Raw genomic sequence first — 20,857 nt, 5'->3', positions numbered from 1 at the left:
AAACGCCTCGATGTGAAATTATGTTACCCCGGACGCACGGCCTCAGGCGTCGCTGCCGCGACCGCCGCGATCTGACGCATTTCGGCATCGATGCGGGTCAGCCGGGGATAAGGCTGAAGGTCCATCTCGAACCGCCGCGCATTGTACATCTGCGGCACTAGGCACACGTCGGTCAGGTCGGGCGCATCGCCACCGAACAGGCCGTCTTCCGGCGCCGCTACCTCCAGCGCCTCGAAACCCGCCGAAATCCAGTGGTGGATCCAGCGTTCGACCTGCTGCTCGCTCGCGCCGTAATCCTCGCGCAGCGAACGCAGTACGCGCATGTTGTTGATCGGGTGAACGTCGGCGGCGATCACCAGCGCCAGCGCCAGCGTGCGCGAACGGCGCAGCGGATCGGCCGGAACCATGTGCGGGCGCGGGAACTTCGCGTCGAGATAGTCGATGATCGCCAGGCTTTGCGTCAGGATCGCACCGTCGATCTCGAGCGCGGGCACCAGCCCTTGCGCATTGAGCGCGAGGTAATCGTCGCGCGCCTGCGCGCCTTGCGTCAGGTCGACCGGAGCAGCGCGGTAAGTCACGCCTTTCAGGTTCAGCACGATCCGCACGCGATAGCAGGCCGAACTGCGCCAATAGTCGTGCAACACCACGCCCGGATCGCCCTGAAGATCGTTCTGGTCGGTCATCGCAATACTCTTCCTGCCACCGCGTCGAGCATCGCCACCGCTTGCAGATCGCGTTGGGCCGGCGCGGTCATGATCGCACCGTCAAGCGCGCGGTCGATCGGGCTGGGATCGCGCGAAGCGGGCAGCATCGCGGCCAGCCGGGCCACCGTGGCGCGCGCCAGCGCCGCATTCGCCGCCATCACCTGCAGCACTTGCGCCACTTCGACATGGTCGCCCTCGCGCCAGCTGTCGTAGTCGGTGACCATGCCGAGCAGCGCATAAGGCAGCTCCGCCTCGCGCGCGAGGCGCGCCTCGGGCAGCGCGGTCATGCCGATGACATCGGCACCCCACTGGCGGTACATCCGGCTTTCGGCGCGGGTGGAAAACTGAGGCCCCTGCATCGCCAGGTAGCATCCGCCGCCATGGACCGTCGCGCCTGCGTCGCGCGCTGCCTCTGCCGCCAGTGCGGAAAGGCGCGGACAGGTCGGATCGGCCATGCTGACATGCGCGACCAGCCCGCTGCCGAAGAAGCTTTGCGCGCGGCCGTGGGTGCGGTCGATAAACTGGTCGACCGCAACGAAGCTGCCCGGCGCGAAATCCTCGCGCAGCGATCCGATCGCGGAAATGGCAACCACGTCGGTCACCCCGCAACGCTTCAGCACGTCGATGTTGGCGCGATGGGGAATGGCTTCGGGCGGAAGCCTGTGCCCGGCGCCATGACGCGGCAGGAACACACAGCGCACCCCTGCGATCGTGCCGATGGTGACCGGCCCCGACGGCGCGCCGAAAGCCGAGGACACCGCAATCTCCTGCGCGTCCTCGATCAGCGACAGGTCGTACAGCCCCGAGCCGCCGATCACGCCCAGGCACCAGCGTGCGGGATCAGGCTTTGCGGGCAAGGATCCCGGCCATGATGATGTCGATGGTGTGTTCGCGGTAGCGATCGCGCAATTCCTCGGTCAGCGTGTCCTGGTCGAAGCAGTGTTTGAGCACCAGCCGCGCCGAAAAGAAACGATCGATCGCGCCCGTCACGGTGAAGTAGAACAGTTGCGGGTCGATAGGGCGGAACACGCCGGCCTTGACCCCATCGGTGATGAGCCGTTCATAAGCATTGTACAGCGGAGTGAGATACCGTTCGGCAATCCGCCGCGCCTCGGCCTCGTCGCTGTCGCGTACCAGCCGCATCGTCAGCCGGTTGAGGTAAGGCACCGCGTAGAACGTATCGATGACCTTGGAGATGTGCCGCTTCAGCTTGGCCTCCGGGTCCATGTCGTCCTTGGCGACCAGCGCATCGACGCTGGTGACGATCGTTTCCATGTCGCGATCGAGCAGCGCTTTCAGCAGCCCGGCCTTGTTGCCGAAATAGTATTTCACCAGCGCCGAATTGAGTCCCGAGCGCAGCGACAGCTCGGACAGCGAGATATCGACCAGATCGCCTTCGCGCATGATCTGCGACGCGGTTTCGAGCAACATCGCGCGCGCGCCGGCAGGGACGCCAAGCTCATCGGTGGTGTTTGCGCCCGTGGTCATTTTTTTCGGTCTTGCTCTCGTTCCGGCCAGCTCATCCCCAGTCGGGTTCGTCCCACCACGGATAGAAATCGGGCATATCCGAGGAAACCTTGCCCGGATAGGTGGGCGCGCGCTTTTCCAGGAAGCTGGCCACACCTTCCTTGGCATCGACGCCCTTCGACAGGCGATAGATCGCGCGGCTGTCGATCCGGTGCGCGGCCATCGGATGGCCCTGCGCCGAAAGCCGCCACAGCATCGCGCGGGTCATCGCGACCGACACCGCGCTGGTGTTCTGGGCAATTTCGCGCGCCAGTGCGCGGGCCGCGCCGATCAGGTCTTCTGGCGCGTGGAGCGATCGCACCAATCCGCCGCGCAAGGCTTCCTCGGCATCGAACACGCGACCGGTCATGCACCATTCCAGCGCCTGCGGCATGCCGACGATGCGCGGCAGGAACCAGCTCGACGCGGCTTCGGGCACGATCCCGCGCCGCGCGAACACCAGCCCGAACCGGGCGGAGGTGGACGCCAGGCGGATGTCCATCGGCAGTTGCATGGTCACGCCGATGCCCACCGCCGCGCCGTTGATCGCACCGATCACCGGCTTGGCCGAACGGTAGATGCGCAAGGTGACGAGCCCGCCCGTATCTCGCACGCGGATGTCGGACAGGTCGGCCACCGCCTCGCTGCTCGCGAATGGATCGTGGCCGTCGTCGGGCGTGAGATCGGCGCCAGCGCAGAAGGCCCGCTCGCCCGATCCGGTGACGATGACCGCCCGCACCGCGTCGTCGGCATCGGCAAGATCGAACGCCGCGACCAGCTCGCGCTGCATCGTCCCGGTGAAGGCATTCATTTTCGCCGGGCGGTTCAGCGTGATCGTGGCGATGCCCTCGGTCACATCGTAGAGGATCTGGGTGAACTGGGTCATCAATGGTTCTCCCCCCTCCTCGTCAGAGAAGGGGCCGGGGGTGGTGCCTCACCGCAAACGCGGCATTGGGGAACGGCACCACCCCAACCCCTCCGCTGAAGAGGAGGGGCTGTTTTTCATCACCGTGGCGGCATGCGGATCGCGCCGTCAAGGCGGACGTCCTCGCCATTGAAATAGCCGCACTCGATCATGGTCAGCGCCAGCTGGGCGTATTCTTCCGGCTTGCCGAAGCGCTTGGGGAACGGCACCGACGCGGCGAGCACTTCCTTCACCTTTTCGGGCGCGCCCAGCATCAGCGGGGTGGCGAAAATGCCGGGCAGGATCGTGTTGACGCGCACGCCCTCGGTCATCAGGTCGCGCGCGATCGGCAGGGTCATGCCGACGATGCCGCCCTTCGACGCGGAGTACGCCGCCTGGCCGACCTGGCCGTCCTCTGCCGCAGCGCTGGCGGTGTTGACGATCGCGCCACGCTCTCCGTCGTCCAGCGGATCGAGGCTGAGCATCCCGGCCGCCGATTTGGCGATGCAGCGGAACGTGCCGACGAGGTTGACCTGGATCACGACATTGAACGTATCCAGGGGGAAGTGGCGGATCGATCCGTCCTCGCGGCTGCGGCTGGCGGTCTTGACCGCGCTGCCGATGCCCGCGCAGTTGACCAGCACGCGCTCCTGCCCGTGCGCCGCGCGCGCCTTGGCGAACCCGGCATCGACGCTGTCATCGCTGGTGACGTTGACTTCGCAGAACGTGCCGCCGACTTCGGCGGCCAGCGCCTCGCCCAGATCCTTGTTGAGATCGAAGATCGCCACTTTCGCGCCCTTGGCGGCCAGCGCGCGCACGGTGGCGGCGCCAAGGCCCGATGCGCCGCCGGTGACGACGGCGGAGACGGTGTTGTCGATGATCATGCCAGGTACTCCCTAGGTCGTCCCGCGTTCAAACCGGGACGACGGTGTTCTTACAGCGCTTCGACGTTGTTACAGCGCCTCGACGATGGTCACGTTGGCGACGCCGCCGCCTTCGCACATCGTCTGCAGACCGTACTTCAGGCCCCGCGCGCGCAGCGCATGGATCATCGTGGCCATCAGCTTGGTGCCCGATGCGCCGAGCGGGTGGCCCAGCGCGATCGCGCCGCCGTTGACGTTGAGCTTGGCCGGATCGGCGCCGGTGTGCTTGAGCCACGCCATCGGCACCGAAGCGAACGCCTCGTTCACTTCGAACAGGTCGATATCGCCCAGCTTCATGCCCGCGCGCTGCAGGGCGCGGTCGGTCGCGAACAGCGGTTCCTCCAGCATGATCACCGGATCGCCGGCGGTAACGGTCAGGTTGTGGATGCGTGCGATCGGAGTCAGGTTGTAGCGTTTCAGCGCGGCTTCGGACACGACCAACGCCGCGCTCGATCCGTCGCACATCTGGCTGGCGGACGCGGCGGTGAGCGATCCGTCGGGCATCATCAGCTTGACCCCGGCGATGCTGTCCAGCGTCGCGTCGAAGCGGATGCCTTCATCGACCATATGCTGTGCCGGGCCTTCGGGCGTTTCGATGGTGATCGGCACCAGTTCGCGGTCGAACGCATGGGCCTGCGTCGCCGCGATCGCCTTGTGGTGGCTGTTCAGCGCGAACCGGTCGAGATCGTCCTTGGAGAAGCCGTGCTTCTTGACGATCATCTCGGCGCCCACGAACTGCGACCACATGATCCCGGGATATTTGGCAGCGAGCCCTGGCGACATGTAGTTGCCCAGCCCTTCCTTCATGTGGAACGTGGCGTTGCTGCCCATCGGCACGCGGCTCATGCTTTCGATCCCGGCAGCGATGACCACGTCCTGCGTGCCCGACATCACTGCCTGCGCCGCGAACTGCACCGCCTGCTGCGATGAACCGCACTGGCGGTCGATCGATACGGCGGGGGTCGATTCGGGCAGATACTTCGACGCCAGCACCGCGTTGCGGGCGACCTGCGTGGCCTGCTCGCCCGCTTGCGTGACGCAGCCCATGATCACGTCTTCGACCGCGGCGGGGTCGAGCCCGGTGCGGCTGATGATCGCATCGAGGCTGGCCGCAGCCAGATCGACCGGATGGACGCCGGCCAGACGCCCGCCGCGCCGGCCACCAGCGGTACGCACCGCATCCACGATATAGGCTGTCGCCATGATTCCCGTCCTCTCGCTCGATTTAATCGACCGGTTAAAGCTCTGTCGGGGACGGGTCAAGCGCCGCCTCGGGCACCTGACAATTCGACCAGCGCCACGCGGCGGCGGCCACCAACGATCAGGCCGGCGCGATCTGCCGGTCGGACCGCGCGGTCATTTCGTGCCACAGGCCCTTGCCACCCATCCGCGCCACTTGCGCGCCCAGCCGTTCGGCCCAGAACGCGTCGCTGCCGTATTCGCTGTGCCAGCCCATCAGCCGCCGGGTAAAGCGGTTCAGCGCATACTCCATGGTGAAGCCGATCGCGCCGTGCAGGCGGTGGGCCACGGGCACGCCCGCGTCGATCGCGAGGTTGGCGCGCAGCTTGGCCGCCGCGATTTCGAAACCGGCCTCGCCGCAATCGAGCGCCGCTGCTGCGGCCTGCCCGGCCACGTTGACCGCCGCCGCTTCTTCCGAGAAACCCGCGAGTGCCTGCTGGACCGCTTGGAATTTCGCCAGCGGTTTGCCGAATTGCACGCGATCGTTGACGTGGCCGATGGTCAGCGCAAACGCCGCGTCGAGCGCCCCGGCGGCTTGCGCCACCCGCGCGAACGCACCCAGCGCCAGCAGATCGGCAGAGCATGGCGCACTGGCCACGGCCCCGCCGGTAAAGCGCACTGCGTCGCGCGGCTCGCCCGCCGGGGACACGCCCTCGTCGAACGCACAGGCATCCGCTGCATAAAGTGACAGAACGCCGCCGCTGACCGCTACGACGGCATCGGCATGGCGGCCCCATGGCACGCGCTGTCCCTCGGCGGCGATTGTCACCAGCCCATCGGGCGCCGCGATCCCAGCCTGAGCCAACAAGTGGTGCGCGATGATCGGCTCGGCCAGCGGAGCATCGAGCGCGAACAATCCGGCAAGCCTGAGCACCGCGAACAGATCGCCCCAGTCCCCGCCAAAGCCGCCCGCGTCTTCAGGCACGAGCAGCGCGGCAAAGCCCGCCTCGGCCACGCGTGGCCCGGCCATGGTAAAATCCTGCCCGGCCAGATCGCCGAACAGCCCCTCGGCCATCTCGGTCAACAGTTGGCGCGAAACGCTCATCGGGCTTTCCTCATCTCAGGCCCAATCCCTTGGCGATGATCCCGCGCAGCACTTCGGGCGTGCCGCCACGCAGCGAGAAGCTGGGGCTGGCCAGCAGCACCCATGTCAGCAGCCGCGACAGGTCGCTGTTTGCGGCAAGATCGGCATCGAGCGCGGCTTGCACCAGCCGGGGCATCGCCTGTTCGAACGCGTTGCCCAGATCCTTGACGATCGCCGCCTCGACCATCGGATCGTCGCCCGCAGCCAGCTTGGCGGCGGTGGACATCGACATCTGGCGCAAAGTCCACATCTCGGCGGTCAACCGCCCGATCAGCTGCGCGATGGCAGGCGCAGGATCGGGCCCAACCGCATCGATCAGCGCGACCAGCAGCGCATGACTCGACAGATAGCGTTCGGGGCCGGAACGTTCGAGCGCAAGTTCGGCGGTGACCTGTTTCCAGCCCTCGCCCTCGGTCCCGACCAGCGCGTCGAGCGGGATCAGCGCATCGTCGAAGAATATCTCGTTGAAATGGTGCGTGCCGGTCATGTCCACGATCGGGCGCACGGTCACGCCCGGGGTATCGAGGTCGATCATCAACTGGGAAAGCCCGGCGTTGCGCTGGCTGCCTTCCTCGGTGCGCAGCAGGGTCAGCGCGGCGTGGCTGCGGTGCGCGCCGCTGGTCCACACTTTCTGCCCGTTGACGCGCCAGCCCTCGGGCGTTTTCCTTGCGGAGGTGCGAACGCTGGCAAGATCGGACCCGGCGTTGGGTTCGGACAGGCCGATGCAGGCATAAATCTCGCCCGCCGCCATCCCCGGCAGGTATTTGCGCCGCTGGTTTTCGGTGCCGTAGCGCAGCAGCAGCGGCCCGGTCTGCCGATCGGCGATCCAGTGCAGCCCGACCGGCGCACCGCCCGCGAGCAGTTCCTCCATCACCACGTAGCGTTCGAGCGGGTGGCGTTCGTGCCCGCCATATCGCTTCGGCCAGGTCATGCCGAGCAACCCTTCCCGACCGAGCACGCGCGAAAACGCGGCGTCGAACGTGAACCAGTTGTTCGATCGGCCTTCCAGCGGCCAGCCGGCTTCATGCCCGGCAATCAGCGCGCGCACCCGGGCACGCAACGCGGGCACATCGCCGGGCGGATCGAACGGATGGATCGCGAATATTTGCATCGCCGTCCTCCCTATGGCAGCGCATGTCCTTCTGCAAATGCCGCATGGAGGATGCCGCCCGTGACCCCGTTTCTGTCCGTCGAACGCCGTGGCCGCATCGCCATCCTGACCATGGATCGCGCCGATTCCATGAACGCCATCGGCACGATCGAGGATTGCGACAACATCGTCGACACGTTCTTCGCGCTGGGCGACGATCGCACCTACAGCGCCATCGTGCTAACCGGCGCGGGCCGCGCGTTCTGCACCGGCGGCAACATCAAGGGCATCCGCGACCGGGTCGGCATCGGGCCGCTCGACCAGCCGGATTCGACGCGGCTCAATTATCGGCGCGGGGTGCAGCGTGCGACGCGCGCGATGCTCGATTGCGAAATCCCGATGATCGCCGCGATCAACGGCCACGCCATCGGGCTGGGGCTGGACCTCGCGTGCCTGTGCGACATCCGCGTGGCGGCGCAAGGCGCGAAGATGGCCGCCAGCTTCATCAAGGTGGGGATCGTGCCGGGCGATGGCGGCGCGTGGACGCTGCAGAAGATCGTCGGCTATTCCAAGGCGGCCGAACTGTTCCTGACCGGCGAGACGTTCGGCGCGGACTTTGCGCGCGAGATCGGGCTGGTCGGCAGCGTGGTGCCCGATGGCGAGGCGCTCGACGCCGCGCTGGCGATCGCTGAAAAGATCGCCGCCAACAGCCCGCGCGCGCTGCGGCTGACCAAGCGCCTGTTGCGTGAAGGCCAGCACGGCCGCGCGAATGACGTGCTCGAACTGTCGGCCGCCTATCAGGCGATCGTCCACGAAACGCAGGACCACAAGGAAGCCGTCAGCGCGCTGATCGAAAAGCGCGCGCCGGTGTTTACCGGAGACTGACGGGTGCCATGACCGGCGAACCCGGCTTCATCGCCGCCTTGCGCACCATGGCGCCGCACCCCGCGGCGCGCGGTCTGGCCGATGACGCGGCGGTGCTTGAACTGGGCGCCGTGGAACTCGTGCTGACCCACGACATGATGGTCGAAGGGGTGCACTGGCTGCGCGGTCAGGACATGACCGACATTGCGTTCAAGCTGGTCGCGGTCAACCTGTCCGACCTGGCCGCCAAAGGCGCGGAACCGCTGGGCGTGCTGCTGGGCTTCATGCTGGGAGAAAACGACGCGCAGTTCCTGCACGGGCTGGAACAGGCGCTGGCCGAATTCGGCGTGCCGCTGCTGGGCGGGGATACCGTGGGCGGCGGGGGCGGCGGCGCACGCGCCATCGGCCTCACCGCGATCGGCCGCGCCACCTGCCACCCGGTGCCGTCGCGCAGCGGCGCGCAACCGGGCGACGGCGTGTGGCTGACCGGTACGATCGGCGCAGCGATGCTGGGGTTCGAGGCGCTGCGCGATGCCGACGAATGGGGCGAAACCGCTGCGGCCGACACCCGCGCGTTTCGCCGCCCTTGCCCACGCCTGCGCGAAGGGCAGATGATCGCCCCGCTCGCCACCGCGATGATGGACGTATCGGACGGCCTGCTGCTTGACGCGTCGCGCATGGCCGACGCCAGCGGGGTGACCATCGCGCTCGACAGCATCGCGATTCCCTTTGCCGAGCGGCTCCCGCTAGATCGCCGCCGCGACGCGCTGGGCTGGGGCGACGATTACGAGCTGCTGTTCACCGCGCCGGAAACGTTCGCCCCGCCCTGCCCGGTCACACGCATCGGCACCGTCCTGCCACGGCGCGAAGTGCCTCTGCTGCTCGACGATGCGCCGGTCGAGGGCCGGTTGGGCTATCAGCACGGCGCTTAACCGCTATTTTGCAGGCCATGTGACGACTCTTGGGGTTGCAGCGCCCGATTTGTGCGCTAGCCTCTGCGCTTACCCGCACAAATGACGGGACCCGGCGCAAACGAGGCCCGGAAAAAAGGGGGACGATGTCGTGAATTTATTGATGATACCCATTCTATTCGGCCTGCTGGCCGTGGTCTACGGGTTCGTGACCAGCCGGCAGGTGCTCGGCGCAGACGCTGGCAATGCCCGCATGCAGGAAATCGCCGCCGCTATCCAGGAAGGCGCGCAAGCTTACCTCAAGCGCCAGTACACCACCATCGGCATCGTCGGCGTGGTCATGGCGATCATCGTCGCGCTGTTGCTCGGCCCCGTCTCCGCCACCGGCTTCGTCATCGGTGCGATCCTGTCGGGGCTGGCCGGGTTCGTCGGCATGAACATTTCGGTCCGCGCCAACGTGCGCACCGCTGCCGCCGCCCAAAAGGGCCTGCAGCAGGGCCTGACGCTGGCCTTCCGCGCCGGTGCGATCACCGGGCTGCTCGTGGCCGGGCTCGCGCTCCTCGCGATCTCGGTGTTCTTCTGGTATCTCACCGCCGTGGCCGGACACACGGTCGGCGGCACCGACCGGACCGTGGTTCAGGGCCTTGTCGCGCTGGCCTTCGGCGCCTCGCTGATCTCGATCTTTGCGCGGCTTGGCGGCGGCATCTTCACCAAGGCGGCCGACGTCGGCGCAGACCTTGTCGGCAAGGTCGAGGCCGGCATCCCCGAGGATGACCCACGCAACCCCGCCGTGATCGCCGACAACGTGGGTGACAATGTCGGCGATTGCGCCGGCATGGCCGCCGACTTGTTCGAGACGTACGTCGTCACCGTCGGCGCCACGATGGTGCTCACCGCGCTGCTGGTAAAGGGCATGGGCGATGGCTTGCTTGCGCTGATGACCATGCCGCTGCTGATCGGCGGCGTGTGTATCGTCACCTCGATCATAGGTACCTATTTCGTCCGTCTAGGTGGCGGCAAGAACATCATGGGTGCCATGTACAAGGGCTTCCTCGTCACCGCGATCCTGTCGGTCCCGGCGATCTGGTTTGCGATGACCATGGTCCTGAAAAACATGGGTGCGCCGATCGGCGATGGTGCCGCCAACGGCGGGATCACCGGCTATTCGCTGTTCCATTGCGCGCTGGTCGGCCTGGTCATCACCGGGCTGATCATCTGGATCACCGAATACTACACCGGCACCAACTACCGCCCGGTCCGCTCCATCGCCAAGGCTTCGGAAACCGGCCACGGCACCAACGTGATCCAGGGCCTGGCGATCAGCCTGGAATCGACCGCACTGCCTACGCTGGTGATCTGCGCGGGCATCATCATCGCCTATCAGCTCGCGGGCCTGATCGGCATTGCCTATGCCGCCACGGCGATGCTGGCGCTGGCCGGCATGGTCGTCGCGCTCGACGCCTATGGCCCGGTGACCGACAACGCGGGCGGCATTGCCGAAATGGCCGGCCTCGACGATGCGGTCCGTGAAAAGACCGACGCGCTCGATGCCGTGGGCAACACCACCAAGGCCGTGACCAAAGGCTATGCGATCGGATCGGCCGGGCTCGCCGCGCTGGTGCTGTTCGCCGCTTACACCAACGATCTCAAGGAGTTCTACCCGGACCTGTCGGTCAACTTCAGCCTTGAGAATCCTTACGTCATCGTCGGGCTGCTGCTCGGCGCACTGCTGCCGTACTTGTTCGGCGCAATGGGCATGACCGCCGTGGGCCGCGCTGCGGGCGACGTGGTCAAGGACGTGCGCGAGCAGTTCCGCGAGAATCCGGGCATCATGGCGGGCACATCGAAGCCCGACTATGCACGCACGGTCGATCTCGTCACCAAGGCGGCGATCAAGGAGATGATCATCCCGTCGCTGCTGCCGGTGCTTGCGCCGATCGTGGTGTACTTCGTGATCACCGCCGTTGCGGGACAGGCCAACGGCTTCGCCTCGCTCGGCGCGCTGCTTCTGGGCGTGATCGTCAGCGGCCTGTTCGTGGCGCTGTCGATGACCTCGGGCGGCGGCGCGTGGGACAACGCCAAGAAGTACATCGAAGACGGCAACCATGGCGGCAAGGGCTCCGAAGCCCACAAGGCCGCTGTCACGGGAGACACCGTGGGCGATCCCTACAAGGACACCGCCGGACCTGCCGTGAACCCGATGATCAAGATCACCAACATCGTCGCGCTGCTGCTGCTCGCGGCGCTGGCGGCACACGGCGCGGGGTAATTCCTGAGCCTCGCCGTCGGTGAAACGAACACCCCGTCCGGAGCAATCCGGGCGGGGTGTTCCGTATCCATCCCGTCGTCCCGGGCTCGACCCGGGACCGCTGGCAAGTATGCGCCCGCCCGCCAGCGGTCCCGGCTCAAGTCCGGGACGACGTTTTGCTTTCCAGCCTGACGGCTGGGGCGGCGGAGTCCTTTTTCCAGCCTCACGGCCGGCGCCGCACGGATCCGGCATTCGTTGGATCCGCAAACAACATTAACCGAACTTTCGCGCCTCGCCGCTACAAGCCGGTGACGTGACTGCCGAAGCCCTTCCCGACCGCCGCATCGAACGCCGGCTCCAGCCTGCTGCGGCGCGTGCCATGGCCGCTGGCGACTGTGCGCTGATCGCCAGCAGCTGGAAAAACTGGGCCGATGCCGAAAGCACCGCCCGCTGGGACATGCTGGCGCTGCACGCCGCGACGCCCAACCCGTTCTTCGAAAGCTGGTATCTGCTGCCCGCGCTGCGCCGCTTCGATCCCAAGGGCGAGGTCGAGATCCTGCGGCTGGAACACGGCGGCGAACTGGTCGCGCTGATGCCGCTGGCGCGGCGCTGGCGCTACACCCGCTGGCCGCTGCCGCATCTGGCCGCGTGGATGCACCCCAACTGCTTCCTCGGCGCACCGCTGGTCGCACCGGGGCATGAGCGTGCGTTCTGGCGCGCGTTCCTCGACTGGGCCGATGCCCACGGCGGACCTGCGCTGTTCGCGCATATCGCGCAGCTGCCGCTGGGCGGCGCACTGGCCGACAGCCTGTTTGCGCTGGGCAACGAGCAGGGTCGCACCGTGGCGCTGGTCCATCGCGAAGAGCGCGCGCTGCTGCAATCTGCGCTGTCGCCGCAGGACTATCTGCAACAGGCGGTCAACGGCAAGAAGCGCAAGGAATACCGCCGCCAGCACGCGCGCCTGTCCGAACAGGGCACGTTGCGCGTTGAACGCCATGCCGATTGCACCGGGCTGGCGGTGTGGATCGACCACTTCCTCGCGCTGGAAAAGGCGGGCTGGAAAGGCGAGGCCGGCAGCGCGATGGCCTGCGCTGACGAGACCGAACTGCTGTTCCGCGACGCGCTGCTCGCCGCCGGCAAGCGCAACCGGCTCGAACGGCTGAGCCTGACGCTCGACGGCCGGCCGATCGCGATGCTCGCCACGTTCGTGGCGGGTGTCGGCGCGTTTTCGTACAAGACCGCGTTCGACGAACGCTTTGCCCGCTTCTCGCCCGGCGTGCTGCTCCAGCTTGAAAACCTCGATCTGCTCAATCGCAACGGGCTCGACTGGTGCGACAGTTGCGCCGCCGCTGACCATCCGATGATCGATTCGCTGTGGACCGAACGCCGCGCCATCGGCCGCGTCTCGATCGCCATCGGCGGAGCCGCCCGGCGTGGCGCGTTCGAACGGCTGGTCGGGCTGGAACTGGCGCGCAACCCCACCGGGATCGCAGCACCGGCGACCTGACCACCGAGTTGACGCGTCCGGTCACGCGCCGCATGGACCGGCCATGACCGAACCTGCCGACACCCCCGCCCCCGCCATCACCCCGGAACGCCTGGTCTCGGGCCTGCTCCACCTGCTCGATGTGCAGGACCTCGGCGGTGACCGCTTCGAAGGGCGGCGCAAGCCCGGCGGGGTGGGCCGCGTGTTCGGCGGACAAGTCGTCGGCCAGGCGCTGGCCGCCGCCGAGCGTACCGTGGCGGCCGACCGCTCGGTCCATTCGCTCCACGCCTATTTCCTGCGCGGCGGCGATGAGGATCACCCGATCGACTTCCGGGTGGAGCGCGATCTCGACGGCGGCAGCTTTTCCAACCGCCGCGTGGTGGCAAGCCAGCTGGGCAAGCCGATCCTCAACCTCACCGCCTCGTTCCACCGCGTCGAGGACGGCGTCGCGCACCAGGACGCGATGCCGCACGTCCCCCCGCCCGAAGACCTGCCGAGCGAGGACGCGCTGCTCCGCCAGTACATCCACCTGATCCCGGAAGCGCGCCGCGAGATGCTGCTGCGCCCGCGCGCGATCGAGATCCGCCCTGCCGAGGCGCGCCACTGGATGGGCGCCGAGCCCGCCGCGCCGGTCTCGCACAGCTGGTTCCGCGCGGTCGCCCCGCTGCCCGACGATCCCAAGATCCACCGCGCGATCCTGGCCTATGCCAGCGATTTCAACCTGCTCGGCACCTGCACGCTGCCGCACGGCTTGAGCTGGACATTGGGCAACGTGATGGGCGTCAGCCTTGACCACGCGCTGTGGTTCCACGAACCGTTCCGCGCCGACGACTGGCTGCTCTACACCACCGACAGCCCGTGGGCCGGCCACGCCCGGGGCTTCAACCGCGGCAAGATCTTCACCCGCGACGGGCGGCTGATTGCCGACGTGGCGCAGGAAGGGCTGATCCGGCGGCTGCGCGGGTCCTAGAGGCCCGGCGATCGGGGTTCGCTATCTTCTCTATCTTTGCCCAAGTGGGTCTCGAATGATTCGTCGGGCGAGTCGCTTCGACCGGCACGATTGCCCATGCTAATCAAAGGGTTACGACAATGTCAAAGATCGCGCCGAGTCTAGGCGCGGCCGGGGCGTGTAGGACAGGGAAAACCGTGCCGCCGTCGCGGATCGCCAGCGCGCGACGAACCGCCCCTGACCCGCATCGGCGAAGCGACAAGCGGGCCAATCGCGATCGGAGCCAGCCGAACAAAAATGGTTAACCATTCCGCAATTCGATGCTGTTAGATCGAAAATCAGCTTCCACCCCTGGCTATTTTACGGACTGCTGCACCATATGGTCAACCTCACGACGATCCGAACAACGCGCATGCCATGGGTTGAAGTCGCTCGGTCGATCACGCCTCCTGTCATCTGGAGTTGGTTGTTCAGCCGCCTTGTCGTTCGCGATATTCCGGATTCGAACATGTACAAGCCCGGTTTTTCGCCGTGGCTGAATCCGTCGTTCCAGGACTTTTTTCACCAGCATGTCGAGCCGCATACCGTTGTGACCATGCCGCGAGCGTGGACACTTTGGCAGGGCCTCGGGCAGGCGCTGAATGTCCCGGGAGCGGTAATGGAGGCGGGCGTCTTCCAGGGCGGCACGGCTCGGCTTCTTCGCGAGGTGCTGGGCAAGCGAGCCGATCGCACGTTGTACCTGTTTGACTCTTTCGAAGGCATGCACAGCGTAACAGAACACAATGATCGCCACCAAGTGGGCGACTTTGCGGATACTTCAGTCGAAAGCGTTCGCAACGTGGTTGGAAGCGATCCATTCATCGACTATCGCAAAGGCTGGGTCCCTGACACGTTTGCGGGACTTGAACATGAGACATTCTGCTTCGCCCATATCGACCTCGATCTTTACCAAGGCGTAGTTGACACCTTGAATTTTGTTTACCCGCGGCTGTCGCGGGGAGGCATCATCGTGCTTGATGACTATGGCTTCGCATCATGCCCGGGCGCCCGTCGGGCGGTTGACGAATTCTTCGCCGACAAACCCGAACGGCCATTGGCCCTCCAAACGTGCCAGGCGTTAATTCACAAACTGTGATGGTACTGCGCGGGAGTCGGCGGCGCAGGCGGTCGACAAAATTGTCGTGTCCGGAAAGGCAGCCCTTGGCGTAACATCGCGGTTGGCTTCCGTTCGGTTAGGGCTGAACCGACGGCAGGTTTCGGCGCAGCGCACGCAAGGGCGTGATCGGCGGAAAATGGGACAAAGTTGTCGTCTAAGCAAGTCTGCTGAACGACAGCTACCGCTAGATCCGGCCGCTCGTCAGGCGATTTTCCGTCCTACCGCCCGCGGCGCAAATGGCGTGGGGTCCGGAACGTCTGAAAATAGTTTCAGGACTGGCAAACCGGAAATTGAACGGAGCGGGTTCAACTTGTCTTGGACGGTGCTCAGAAGCGAGCGTTTGCCGAAACCGGTTGATCCGCCGCCCTCCGAGAGATGCAACTGGCCGCGCCCATCGCTATCTGACAAGCCCATCCTATTGGGCCAGCGGTCTCTTTCAGACCTATGTGGCGTCGCGAACAAACGGCTGTAGCAGACCAGATGCCGCGCAAATCGTGACAAAGCCCGCCCGTCCTTTTTTTTGAGAAAGAAGGAAACAACCGGAACATCGCGATGGCGCGCCAAATGAGATTGTCCGGAAAGATGTCATCGCTTCTTATTCGACCGGGCATCCCTAAGCTTGAGCTCAATCAGTTTCTTTTTGCTTTCAGATGAAATCACGAAGTCTTGCACACTGTCTAAATCACGAAAACACGATCCAACCTTGAGAAGGTGGCTCAAAATATGATTTTCAAGATCGACAGTTATGCCATTATCTTTTTTACAGCGATACAAATGATCAAATGCGGTCAGGAGAACGAGGTGAAATCCTGGAACATCCTTAAGTAATCTTAATGATCCTTCCGACATTAAGTGCCGAAAGGCATATGGAGTAAGTATCCACGATTTATCTTTAGCATTCCAATCAGATTTTTTCAGATCGCAGCAGCGAATCATGGAAACCAGTGCCGAAAGATAATACGATGATATTTTACTGGAGCGAGCCAGGGAGGAGTAACAAGATGATATTAAAGAATCGACCAGCCTCTGCTGACCTGAGTATTGTGGAATGCCTTCATCCTCGCTATCTCCTACTTCAAAAGAGGAGTAAGAAAAATCAAAGGTAGCAACCGCATTTACTTTCTTCCCGTTTGCCGAAATGTAGAAGCTATCTACCAAATATTTACGGCAATCTTGCTGAAACTGCACCTCTAGTGAATCGATATTCTTCGACAGCTCTTCCTTCTTTGTCGCAGATTTTTCGCTCTTTAACCTTTCTCGCACTTCTTCATGTCTGGGCTTTTTGAGATCTACGACGCCGCCCACTCCCTTGAACACAGATTCTGCCTGATAGGCCTCTGGGGCGACTCCTGCGAACTTGTAGGTAACAAAAGTGCCGAGAGGCTTTATCTTTAGCTCATTACCGTCATCGACGACGATTTTCCCTGGCAGAAATGAGCAACGGAAATATGCATCTGCCTGGAATAACTGGTTCCTCACTCTGATAAAAAATGGATAAAAAGAATCGAATTTCCGACAAGTAAAAAATGCACCATCGCTGAAAGCAAAGCAATCGCCATCAAATTCATGTATGAAATCAGCAAGTGCCGAATGAAAGCTGTCGAGATATATCTGAAGGTCCTGAGAACTTAGTCGAGCAATATCTCGGGTTCCCAGAAGATCTATATATCCAGACCACGACATCATATTTCTCCGCTTGCGATGTCGATATTAGTCGAGCCGATTGTTAGCCAAAACGCTTTGAAATGACCTGACTTCAGAATGGGCCGGATGACGCTTTGCCTTGCCTCAAATTCCTTCGTCGTCAGAAGAGCGAATGCGTTGCGCCTGGCCCTCTCTCCAACCACCGACTTTATCCGATCGCGTAGTGAGGGGGATTTTCGGGTCACAGACGCAGACGCAAGGACTATGAGGACATAGGTTCCGTCCGGCAATCTGGCCAGGGCCTTCTCGATCTTGGCGAGCGGTAGTTGACCGCCCAAACCTGGAGCCGTTCGCAGATTTGCAACCGCTCTCTTCGTCTTCACCGAGGGCAACTGGGATTGCGGTTTGAGCCACTGACTGAATGCAAACCATCTTTGATACGCTGCTTGCGCTCTCCTGGCAGTATCTGCCAAAGGCAGCCTATCGAGGGAGGATAGCGTTACGTAGCCGGCAGAGCGGGTCACATCATCAAGCCAAGCCGCTGACATATTCTGACGGAAGTAGGTCACCTTTCGCTTGTAGAGGCCTGAAACGCCTTCGCGAGCGACGATCAACCCGACAGGCCCGGTCTGCGAGAAGAAATTCCCCAGGGTCACGTCGATGATCAAATCCTCAAGCAGCCGCTCGGCATTTTCCTCCGCAATGGTAAAGGATGCTCGAACGCCCCCTCCACTGCCGCGAACGATGTTCTGCGTGGAAGTGCCAGCTTCCGTGATCAGGACGCAGAGCTTGGAGCCTTCGAGGGCTGGCGCAAGTTTTTTGGCATTCAATGCCGCCCGAGAGAAAATAATTCTGAGCTCGGGGAGGAGGCTCCCTGAAAACAGGGCTTCGGCCACCTTCGCCTCTGAGCGGCCTCCAAGCGAAATCGGTCGGAGTTGAAACTCGATCCGCGGGATCGTAGGCTGCTCAGCGGTAATGGCATCTATGACGCCTTTTGCCCTCGCCTCGATCTCCCGCACCTTGGATGTCGGAAAAAGGCGGTGGTCGTTAGAAATGATCATATAACCTTGACGTGGCATTCTTGGCCCTTCTTTTCGGGTGTTCTGACAATGGCGAAAGGGGGGATTGGCGCAGTTGGTAACGCCTACGCGAACGCATCGCCAACTTTGGGGCGTTAAGTCACTGAAGCGAAAACCATGAGAGCGATCACGGAAACCGCCTATAGTCTGGCTCAACAAATCATAGCCCCCCAGCCACGACTCAAACCCTCGCAAGGAGATTTCGTGAATTTGTCACGATATCTTTCGCCAAGCAAGTGCGCGAGCGAGAGATTGAAGAGAATGGTCGAACCTGACCAAAAAAATAGTTAAGCTCTTTGCTCCAGCACCTTTTCTTGGTGCGATTCGCTTCGAGAATGCATTGCAGTCGCGGCGGCTCGGGCACAACGCCATGGTCGGTCCTGCGCCTGCGCAGATAGCAATCAAACTTGGCCGTAACGTCTCATGAACGAGCGGAAAGTTTCGATGGCTCAATTCGACACTCAGAACCGCTGCTTTGGCGGCTGCTACAGACAGACAGCTTCATGACCCTCGGTCGGCGGCTCCTGTCAGATTCGGACATTCGCGCCGTCATCGGGGAACGGCGATTTCTGGTCGCAAGCAGCCTTACGGGCAATGGTTCCCTTTGTGATCTTGTCCGGAAAGGCCGCTTCCGGCTCGGCAATTCGCATGGCTGACGTTCGGGTGCACCGGTTGCAGACCCTTGGCCTGTCCGCCATCCGTCGCCCCAGCGCAGGCTGGGGCCTATCCGGGCTCTCGGGCTTGCATGACGGCCGCGCGCGTTCGTGAGGGGGATTGGGCCCCAGCCTGCGCTGGGGCGCCGGGAGCGGTTCCTGCCGGTCCTGCTCCCGATTTCGTCATGCTGAACGTATTGCAGCATCTATCGGGCAGAACAGCATGCCAGCGATCGGGCGGCGCTGGCAGAACTGGCGGGAACCCGACCGAAGGGCTCGGCAAGACAGCGGTGTGCGGGCGGAGAAATGGATCCTGACCCACGTTCAGGATGACGCTGGAATGGGCAGGTCCGTTCCTGTCCGGTTCCCTCCCTCATCCAGGAAGGTTCACGAACTTTCGTCCCCTCACCCGCCCGGGTGGTAGAAATCGTACACCGTCTGCGCCACCGCCGCGCTGACGCCGGGCGATTTCTGCAGGTCTTCCAGACTGGCGGCGCGCACCTTGCCGGCGGTGCCGAAGTGCAGCAGCAGCGCGCGTTTGCGTGCCGGGCCGATGCCGGGAATTTCGTCCAGCGGGCTGGCGGTGATCGCGCGGCTGCGCTTGGCGCGGTGCGCGCCGATGGCGAAGCGGTGGACCTCGTCGCGCAGCACCTGCAAGTGGAACAGCAGCGGCGAATTGACCGGCAGCGTCTTTTCGCGCCCGTCGGGGAAATGGAACACCTCGCGCCCCTCGCGCCCGTGGTTCGGGCCCTTGGCGATGGCGATCAGCGGCACATCCTCGATGCCGAGTTCCTGCAGCGCATCGCGCACCGCGCTCATCTGGCCCTTGCCGCCGTCGATCAGCACGAGGTCGGGCCAGGTGCCGCCCTGCCGGTCGGGATCTTCGGCCTGTGCGCGGCTGAAACGGCGGTCCATGACCTCGCGCATCATCGCGAAATCGTCGCCCGGCGCGGTCTCGTCGCGCTTGATGTTGAACTTGCGGTACTGGCCTTTCATGAACCCGTCGGGGCCGGCGACGACCATCGCGCCCAGCGCATTGGTGCCCTGGATGTGGCTGTTGTCGTACACCTCGATGCGCTGCGGCACTTCGGGCAGTTCGAAGAATTCGGCCAGTTCGCGCATGGTGCGCGCCTTGGTGCCGCTTTCGGCCAGCCGCCGTTCCAGCGCCTCGATCGCATTGCGCGAGGCCTGTTCCATCAGCCGCTTGCGATCGCCGCGCTGGGGCATCGAAATCTCGACGCGTCCGCCCGCACCCTCGCGGAACGCCTCGGCCAGCAGCTCCGCCTCGGGCAGCACGCGATCGACCAGGATGCAGCGCGGCGGCGGCACTTCCTCATAGAACTGGGCGAGGAAGCTGGTCATCACCTCGTCCTCGCCCAGCCCTTCGGTGTGGCTGGGGAAGAACGCGCGGTGGCCCCAGTTCTGGCCGCCGCGAATGAAGAACGCCTGGATGCCGATGGTCCCGCCCTTGGCCGCCATCGCGAAGATATCGGCATTGCCCAGCCCTTCGGCGTTGATCGCCTGGCTGCCCTGGATGAACGTGGCCGCGCGCAGCCGGTCGCGCAGCATCGCCGCACGCTCGAAATCGAGCGCGGTGGCGGCGTCCTCCATCTGCGAGGCGATCTTGGCCTGCACCGCGCCGGACTTGCCGCCGAGGAAGTCCTTCGCCTCGCCCACCAGCTCGGCATAGTCCTCCTCGCTGATCCGCCCCACGCACGGCGCCGAGCAGCGCTTGATCTGGTAGAGCAGGCACGGCCGGTCGCGGCGGCTGAAGAACCCGTCGTTGCAGCTGCGCAGCAGGAACAGCTTCTGCAGCGCGTTGATCGTGGTGTTGACCGACCCGGCGCTGGCGAACGGGCCGTAATAGTTGCCCTTGGCGCGCCGCGCACCGCGATGCTTGGTGATCCGCGGGAACGCATGATCGGCGCGCAACAGGATGAACGGGAACGATTTGTCGTCGCGCAGCAGCACGTTGTACGGCGGGCGGTAGCGCTTGATCAGCTGCGCTTCGAGCAGCAGCGCCTCGGCTTCGGAATTGGTGGTGACGATCGTCAGGCTGCGCGTCTGGCTGACCATGCGCCGCAGCCGGCTCGACAGGCGATCGACCTGCAGGTAATTCGCCACGCGGTTCTTCAGCGCGCGCGCCTTGCCGACATACAGCACATCGCCGCGCGCATCGTGCATGCGATAGACGCCGGGCTTGGGCTTCAGCGTCTCCACCACTTCGCGCAGCGCGGCGACGCCCGCGTCGAGGTCGGGTGTGCCCGACCCGCGCACGGTGTACGTCGCCGCATCCTCGTGGAAGCGATCGTCCTGGCGGTCGGGAGGGGAGTGCGGATCGCGAGCCATTGATCGCCCCAGATAGTGCGGCCGGAACGGTTTGGGGAGTGGGCTGTGACACGCAGCCGTGGGCAAGC

17 protein-coding genes are annotated in these 20,857 nt (G+C 64.3%); 6 read left to right on the top strand and 11 right to left on the bottom strand.

Features of this window, described 5'->3' with window-relative positions:
• Window positions 1-23 precede the first annotated feature (23 nt).
• The 8 genes from maiA to NL2_RS09110 form a co-directional block, all read right to left on the bottom strand.
• Window positions 24-683 (bottom strand): maleylacetoacetate isomerase, encoded by a 660-nt coding sequence (gene maiA / locus NL2_RS09145; RefSeq protein WP_068073936.1) that lies wholly within the window; start codon window positions 681-683, stop codon window positions 24-26.
• Window positions 680-1,561: an S-methyl-5'-thioadenosine phosphorylase gene (mtnP, locus tag NL2_RS09140; RefSeq protein WP_068073934.1), complete on the bottom strand. Its 882-nt coding sequence runs from the start codon at window positions 1,559-1,561 to the stop codon at window positions 680-682. The genes maiA and mtnP overlap by 4 nt, the downstream gene beginning before the upstream one ends.
• Complete coding sequence (locus NL2_RS09135; protein WP_068073932.1) at window positions 1,545-2,192, bottom strand: TetR family transcriptional regulator; 648 nt, start codon at window positions 2,190-2,192, stop codon at window positions 1,545-1,547. The genes mtnP and NL2_RS09135 overlap by 17 nt, the downstream gene beginning before the upstream one ends.
• A 31-nt stretch (window positions 2,193-2,223) precedes the next feature.
• Window positions 2,224-3,096 carry a crotonase/enoyl-CoA hydratase family protein gene (locus NL2_RS09130; RefSeq protein WP_068073929.1) on the bottom strand — a complete coding sequence of 291 codons (873 nt, stop codon included), beginning with the start codon at window positions 3,094-3,096 and terminating at the stop codon, window positions 2,224-2,226.
• Window positions 3,097-3,215: 119 nt separating this feature from the next.
• Entirely contained in the window at window positions 3,216-3,998 is a 783-nt protein-coding gene (locus NL2_RS09125) for an SDR family NAD(P)-dependent oxidoreductase (RefSeq protein ID WP_068073927.1), read from the bottom strand.
• A 69-nt stretch (window positions 3,999-4,067) separates the two neighbouring features.
• Entirely contained in the window at window positions 4,068-5,240 is a 1,173-nt protein-coding gene (locus tag NL2_RS09120) for an acetyl-CoA C-acetyltransferase (RefSeq protein ID WP_068073925.1), read from the bottom strand.
• A gap of 118 nt (window positions 5,241-5,358) precedes the next feature.
• Window positions 5,359-6,321 (bottom strand): acyl-CoA dehydrogenase family protein, encoded by a 963-nt coding sequence (locus NL2_RS09115; protein ID WP_068073923.1) that lies wholly within the window; start codon window positions 6,319-6,321, stop codon window positions 5,359-5,361.
• Between the two features lie 10 nt (window positions 6,322-6,331).
• A complete protein-coding gene (locus tag NL2_RS09110) occupies window positions 6,332-7,471 on the bottom strand; it encodes an acyl-CoA dehydrogenase family protein (RefSeq protein ID WP_068073921.1) in 1,140 nt (379 codons plus the stop codon).
• A 60-nt stretch (window positions 7,472-7,531) separates the two neighbouring features.
• Here NL2_RS09110 and NL2_RS09105 point away from each other — a divergent pair, with 60 nt between their 5' ends.
• From NL2_RS09105 to NL2_RS09080, 6 genes are all read left to right on the top strand, one after another.
• Window positions 7,532-8,335 carry an enoyl-CoA hydratase-related protein gene (locus NL2_RS09105; protein WP_157083114.1) on the top strand — a complete coding sequence of 268 codons (804 nt, stop codon included), beginning with the start codon at window positions 7,532-7,534 and terminating at the stop codon, window positions 8,333-8,335.
• An 8-nt stretch (window positions 8,336-8,343) separates the two neighbouring features.
• On the top strand, window positions 8,344-9,246 hold the full coding sequence (thiL, locus tag NL2_RS09100) for a thiamine-phosphate kinase (RefSeq protein ID WP_068073916.1): 903 nt from the start codon (window positions 8,344-8,346) through the stop codon (window positions 9,244-9,246).
• 142 nt (window positions 9,247-9,388) lie between these two features.
• The gene (locus NL2_RS09095; RefSeq protein WP_439646889.1) at window positions 9,389-11,494 is read left to right on the top strand and encodes a sodium-translocating pyrophosphatase; all 2,106 of its coding nucleotides are present in this window, start codon (window positions 9,389-9,391) and stop codon (window positions 11,492-11,494) included.
• Window positions 11,495-11,786: 292 nt separating this feature from the next.
• A complete protein-coding gene (locus tag NL2_RS09090) occupies window positions 11,787-12,980 on the top strand; it encodes a GNAT family N-acetyltransferase (protein WP_245647631.1) in 1,194 nt (397 codons plus the stop codon).
• 43 nt (window positions 12,981-13,023) lie between these two features.
• On the top strand, window positions 13,024-13,929 hold the full coding sequence (locus tag NL2_RS09085; RefSeq protein WP_068073912.1) for an acyl-CoA thioesterase: 906 nt from the start codon (window positions 13,024-13,026) through the stop codon (window positions 13,927-13,929).
• Window positions 13,930-14,287: 358 nt separating this feature from the next.
• Window positions 14,288-15,043, top strand: a complete 756-nt coding sequence (locus NL2_RS09080; RefSeq protein WP_084355996.1) for a TylF/MycF/NovP-related O-methyltransferase — start codon at window positions 14,288-14,290, stop codon at window positions 15,041-15,043.
• 606 nt (window positions 15,044-15,649) lie between these two features.
• Here the strand turns inward: NL2_RS09080 and NL2_RS21140 are convergent.
• The 3 genes from NL2_RS21140 to uvrC all read right to left on the bottom strand — a co-directional run bounded on the left by NL2_RS21140 (window position 15,650) and on the right by uvrC (window position 20,789).
• Window positions 15,650-16,747, bottom strand: coding sequence for a hypothetical protein (locus NL2_RS21140; RefSeq protein ID WP_157083113.1), 1,098 nt, complete (start codon window positions 16,745-16,747; stop codon window positions 15,650-15,652).
• Window positions 16,747-17,787 (bottom strand): hypothetical protein, encoded by a 1,041-nt coding sequence (locus tag NL2_RS09075; RefSeq protein ID WP_157083112.1) that lies wholly within the window; start codon window positions 17,785-17,787, stop codon window positions 16,747-16,749. The genes NL2_RS21140 and NL2_RS09075 overlap by 1 nt, the downstream gene beginning before the upstream one ends.
• 1,058 nt (window positions 17,788-18,845) lie before the next feature.
• Window positions 18,846-20,789, bottom strand: a complete 1,944-nt coding sequence (gene uvrC, locus NL2_RS09070; RefSeq protein ID WP_068073904.1) for an excinuclease ABC subunit UvrC — start codon at window positions 20,787-20,789, stop codon at window positions 18,846-18,848.
• Window positions 20,790-20,857: the final 68 nt, after the last annotated feature.

It is taken from the genome of Novosphingobium lentum NBRC 107847, assembly GCF_001590965.1.
GTDB lineage: Bacteria > Pseudomonadota > Alphaproteobacteria > Sphingomonadales > Sphingomonadaceae > Novosphingobium > Novosphingobium lentum.
Note: the sequence above shows the minus strand (reverse complement) of the source record. Positions and strands in the feature narration are given on the sequence as shown.